Raw genomic sequence first — 4829 nt, 5'->3', positions numbered from 1 at the left:
CTCTACGAGAAGGTCAAGGACTACATCCTGACCAACATCGGAACCGGCAAGTGGACCAAGGACAGCAAGCTGCCGTCCGAGAATGAATTCGTGGCCGCGCTCGGCGTGTCGCGCATGACCGTCCATCGGGCCTTGCGGGAATTGACCTCGGCCGGCTTCCTGATCCGGTTGCAGGGCGTGGGGACATTCATCGCGCCGCCAAAGCCACAATCGACGCTGATCGAGATCAACAACATCGCGGCCGAGATCGTCGCGCGCGGCAACAGGCATCGCTCCGAGGTTCTCGTCCTCGAAAGGATCACGCCGACCAAGGAGCTCTCGCTGTCCTTCGAATTCGCCAAGCGCGCGGCGATCTATCATTCGGTGGTGGTCAATTTCGAGAACGACCTGCCCGTGCAACTGGAAGAGCGCTTCGTCAATCCTCGCCTGATACCCGACTATGACAAGCAGGATTTCTCGAAGACGGCGACCTATGATTACCTGATGCAGAAGACGCCGGTGACCGAGGTCGAACATATCATTTCCGCGGTCCCGGCCGATGCCGAGACGGCGCGGCGCCTCGCCATCGACGTCGGCAGTTGCTGCCTTCTCCTGCATCGCCGGACATGGACCGGCGCGATCGTCGCCACCATCAGCAAGCTGACCTATGTCGGCAGCCGCTACTCGCTGGGCAGCCGCTATTCTCCGTCGCGCAAGACGTGAGACGGGTCGAATTGTTCACGCCTCCGGCGCCGGTCATGAAGGGGCAGGGATCGGCTTGCCCAAATGCTGCCAAGAGCACGGTAATCAGCCTCTCCAGCTTGTATATGCATGTATGTATTTTAGCCTTGACATCCATCGTCGCCGACGTTGAATATCGTTTCACTCCCGTCGACGTGGCAGGTAAGACGCCGAGGCACAGTGCCGCAAGAAGCAGAAGCCGCATTCTCACCGGATGGGAAGCTTGGTTCAAAAAAGCGCTCTGGATCATCAAGGGGAACAAAGATGATGCTTAACCTCACAGGACAATTCCGTGCGCTCGTGGTAGCGGCGACCATCGGCTTCGCCCCGCTCGCCCACGCCGCCGATACGGTCATTCCCGCGACGCCCGAGGCCGGATCGTTCAAGATCGGCATTGAGCCGTGGCTGGGCTACGGCCAGTGGCATGTCGCCGAAGCCAAGGGCCTGTTCAAGGCGAGCGGTCTGTCGGACGTCCAGATCGTCAATTTCACCGAGGACAAGGACATCAACGCCGCCCTGGCGAGCGGCCAGCTCGATGCGGCGAACATCGCCACCCACACCGCCATGGGCATGGTCGCGGCCGGCCTGCCGGTCAAGATCGTGCTGCTGCTCGACGTCTCGATGACGGCCGACGCCATGATCGCCGGCAAGGACGTCAACTCGGTCGCCGATCTCAAGGGCAAGCAGGTCGCCTTCGAGGAAGGCACGACCAGCGACATCCTGCTGAAATACGCGCTGTCCAAGAACGGCATGTCGATCGCCGACGTCCAGCCGGTGCCGATGCCGGCCGCCGATGCCGGCAGCGCGTTGATTGCCGGCCGCGTCCCGGTCGCGGTCACCTATGAGCCCTATCTCACCACGGCCAGGGCGCAGAACAAGGATGTCAAGCTTCTCTTCACCGCCGGCGAGGATCCGGGCCTGATCAGCGACGTGCTGGTCGTGCGCGACGAGGTGATCAAGTCGCGGCCTGGCCAGGTGCTGGCCATGATCAAGGCCTGGGACGCGGCGCTCAAGGACTACAATGCCGACACGCCCGGCGGCCGCGCCATCATCTCCAAGGCGGTCGGCTCGAGTGTCGAGGATCTGAATACGGCGTTCGAAGGCGTGCGTTATTATTCGCTTGCCGAGAACAAGGGCGCGCTGACGGGAGACTTTTCCACCAAGACATTCGCCGACGTCGAGGCCGCCGCCAAGAATGCCGGGCTGCTTCAGGCCGACGTGACGCCGGAGCAGATGATCGATCCGGCCTTCGTCAAGGCCGCACAATAGGGCGGTTCGTGGCGGCCGCCGAGATGTCCGATGAGCCTGCCGGCAAAGCGAGCCCGCCTGGCCCGGCGACGGGACCTGCCGCCAGGCAGGCGATGCGTCGGCGCCGATCCTCCGGGATCGGCGCGCCCATCGCGCGCTCCCGCTTCCTGATCATCGCCGTGGCCGTCTTTGCCGGTCTCGGCCTCGCCTGGTGGGCGGCGACGGGGCTCGACCTGGTCAAGCCGATCTTCCTGCCGTCGCCCGCCAGCGTGGCGACGCAACTCGGCAAGCTCTGGGCCGACGGCACGCTGCTCACCGATATCGAGGCCTCGATCTACCGTATTTCGGTCGGCTTCCTCATCGCCTCGGTGCTCGCCATTCCGATCGGCGTGCTGATCGGCAGCTTCCGGACCTGGGAAGCGGCCATCGAGCCGCTGGTCGATTTCATCCGCTATATGCCGGTCGTTGCCTTCGTGCCGCTCTCCATCCTGTGGGCGGGCACGAGCGACGTCCAGAAATTCCTGATCATCTTCATCGGCACCTTCTTCCAGCAGGTGCTGATGATCATGGACAACGTCAAGCGCGTGCCGGCCGACTTCGTCGGTCTCGGCAGGACGCTCGGCCTGCCGGACCGCAAGATCCTGACGCGCATCGTGGTGCCCAGCGCCTTGCCGGGCATCTGGGATACGCTGCGCATCAGTCTGGGCTGGGCCTGGACCTGGCTGGTGCTGGCCGAGCTCGTCGCCGCGACGTCCGGCCTGGGCTATCGCATCACCGTCTCGCAGCGCTATTTCCAGACCAACACCATCATCGGCTACATCCTTCTGCTCGGCATCCTCGGCCTGATCACCGACCAGGTCATGAAGGCGCTGGGCAAGGTGCTGTTCCGCCAGGACAGCCGTTCATGACGAGGTCCGGCCGATGAATTCCCCCAAACTGCGGATCAAGGGCCTCCACAAGAGTTTCGGCACCGGAGCGCGGCGCACCGAAGTCCTGCGCGACATCAACCTCGACCTCGCCGACAACGAGTTCGTGTCGCTGGTCGGCACGTCGGGCTGCGGCAAGAGCACGCTGCTGTCGATCGTCGCCGGACTGCAGGATTTCGACTCGGGCGATCTCGACATCGACGGGGCGCCGATCCTGAAGCCGGGCCTCGACCGCGGCGTCGTCTTCCAGTCCTATACGCTGCTGCCCTGGCTGACGGCGCAGCAGAACATCGAGTTCGCCCTCAAGGCCGCCGGCCATGACCGCGCCACCTGCCGCAGGATCGCGCTTGAGCATCTCGATCTGGTCAAGCTCCCGCACTCGGCCAATCTCTATCCATCCGAACTTTCGGGCGGCATGAAGCAGCGCGTCGCCATTGCGCGCGCTCTTTCCTATCGTCCCAAGATGCTCTTGATGGATGAGCCCTTCGGTGCGCTCGATGCCCTGACCAGGCATCAGATGCAGGAACTGCTCACCCAGATCTGGGAGGAGCACAGGCTGACCGTGCTCTTCGTCACCCACGACGTCGAAGAAGCCGTCTATCTGTCGGACCGCATTGTCGTGATGGGCATCGGCCCCGGGCGCATCATGCGGACTTTTGACGTCGACATCGAGCGCCCGCGGCGCGAGGAGGTCATGGAGAGCGCCGCCTTCATGGACCTGCAGCGCAATGTCCACAAAGCCATTCGCGAGGCCTCCAAGCGCCCGGAAATGGCTTAGAGGGTGCTTTGATCGCTCGGCCCGCAGATTGGTGACGCGCAACGGACCTTTGCAAGGAGAGCCACCTGCCGCTCTGGTCCGTTGCGCGCCGCGCCCGGTCGGTTTGGCCGGCCGTGCGGTTTCAGAAAAGCTTGGCGGTCGCCATGCAAAACACCGTGATGACCAGCAACCCGCCGGCGATGCGTTCGCCTCTGGTCATTTTCGCCCGCAGTTGCGTTTGCGTCGCTTGATCGGCGCCAGCCAGTTGCCGGCTGGCGGAGGCGACGAGCGCGCCCTGCACGCCGGCGGCGATCAGCGCCGTCACAATGCCGAGCGCCAGCGCCTTCTCCATTGGGCCGAATGCGCCCTCATGGAAGAAATACCAGAGCAGTATGCCGGTCAGGAACACCACGCCGGAGGCGCCGAGCTGCGGCCGGATGAAGCGCTCCGCCTTGATCTCCGGATCGCGGGCGACCGCAATGGTCGTGCCGGCCCAGAACACTCCGGCCATGACGTGCAGGCCGATGACGACGATATAGATATATTGCATGACCGCATTCCTCTCTGCCGCCCGCCGCACGTCGCTGCCATGTCGCGACGCCCTCAATAAGACAAAGTTAGATATCTAATGATTAGATGTCAATTAATGGAGCCGAGCTTCACGTTCTCATTGCATGCTCTACTGTCACGTCATGACACCATTTGACCGCCCGCCCGTCGGCATGAACCTCGCCCGCACCTCGAAAGTGGTGGCGCAGGCCTTCGATGCCGCGCTGGTCGAGGCCGGCGGCACGCTGCCGGTCTGGCTGACCTTGTTGTCGGTCAAGTCGAAGGAACTGGCCAACCAGCGCGAGCTTGCCGGCATGATCGGCATCCAGGGCGCGACACTGACGCATCACCTCAACGCCATGGAGACGCAGGGCTTGCTGACGCGCCGCCGCGATCCGGAAAACCGCAGGGTCCATCAGGTGGCGCTGACTGTAGCCGGAGAAGCGCTGTTCGAGAAACTCCGTCTCGCGGCCGTCGCCTTCGACAAGCGGCTGCGGGCCGGCATTCCCGATGACAGGCTGGCCGAATTCGCCGAGGTGCTTGCGATGCTCAGGCGGAACGCCGAGGCGCCTCAGTCGTAGCCCGCTATCGCCCCAAAGGCGTAGTGACGCAGCCTGAGCGCCGTGATC

General features: G+C 63.7%; 6 protein-coding genes. 5 read left to right on the top strand and 1 reads right to left on the bottom strand.

Translation table 11 applies throughout. The features are described 5' to 3' along the window. From hutC to EOA28_RS25200, 4 genes are all read left to right on the top strand, one after another. Positions 1-702: histidine utilization repressor (gene hutC, locus EOA28_RS25215; RefSeq protein WP_128315401.1), on the top strand; the 702-nt coding region annotated here is incomplete at its 5' end. 285 nt (positions 703-987) lie between these two features. Continuing rightward, positions 988-1989 carry an ABC transporter substrate-binding protein gene (locus EOA28_RS25210; protein ID WP_127250653.1) on the top strand — a complete coding sequence of 334 codons (1002 nt, stop codon included), beginning with the start codon at positions 988-990 and terminating at the stop codon, positions 1987-1989. A gap of 92 nt (positions 1990-2081) precedes the next feature. Next, complete coding sequence (locus tag EOA28_RS25205) at positions 2082-2876, top strand: ABC transporter permease (RefSeq protein ID WP_189342177.1); 795 nt, start codon at positions 2082-2084, stop codon at positions 2874-2876. 13 nt (positions 2877-2889) lie between these two features. Continuing rightward, a complete protein-coding gene (locus EOA28_RS25200) occupies positions 2890-3672 on the top strand; it encodes an ABC transporter ATP-binding protein (protein WP_127386244.1) in 783 nt (260 codons plus the stop codon). Positions 3673-3793: 121 nt separating this feature from the next. On the opposite strand, the gene EOA28_RS25195 is transcribed toward EOA28_RS25200, so the two are convergent. Beyond that, complete coding sequence (locus tag EOA28_RS25195) at positions 3794-4201, bottom strand: hypothetical protein (protein WP_127253796.1); 408 nt, start codon at positions 4199-4201, stop codon at positions 3794-3796. 142 nt (positions 4202-4343) lie between these two features. Here EOA28_RS25195 and EOA28_RS25190 point away from each other — a divergent pair, with 142 nt between their 5' ends. Further along, entirely contained in the window at positions 4344-4781 is a 438-nt protein-coding gene (locus EOA28_RS25190) for a MarR family winged helix-turn-helix transcriptional regulator (protein WP_127253795.1), read from the top strand. Positions 4782-4829: the final 48 nt, after the last annotated feature.

This window comes from Mesorhizobium sp. M2A.F.Ca.ET.067.02.1.1 (genome assembly GCF_004023285.1).
Classification (GTDB): Bacteria; Pseudomonadota; Alphaproteobacteria; order Rhizobiales; family Rhizobiaceae; genus Mesorhizobium.
Note: the sequence above shows the minus strand (reverse complement) of the source record. Positions and strands in the feature narration are given on the sequence as shown.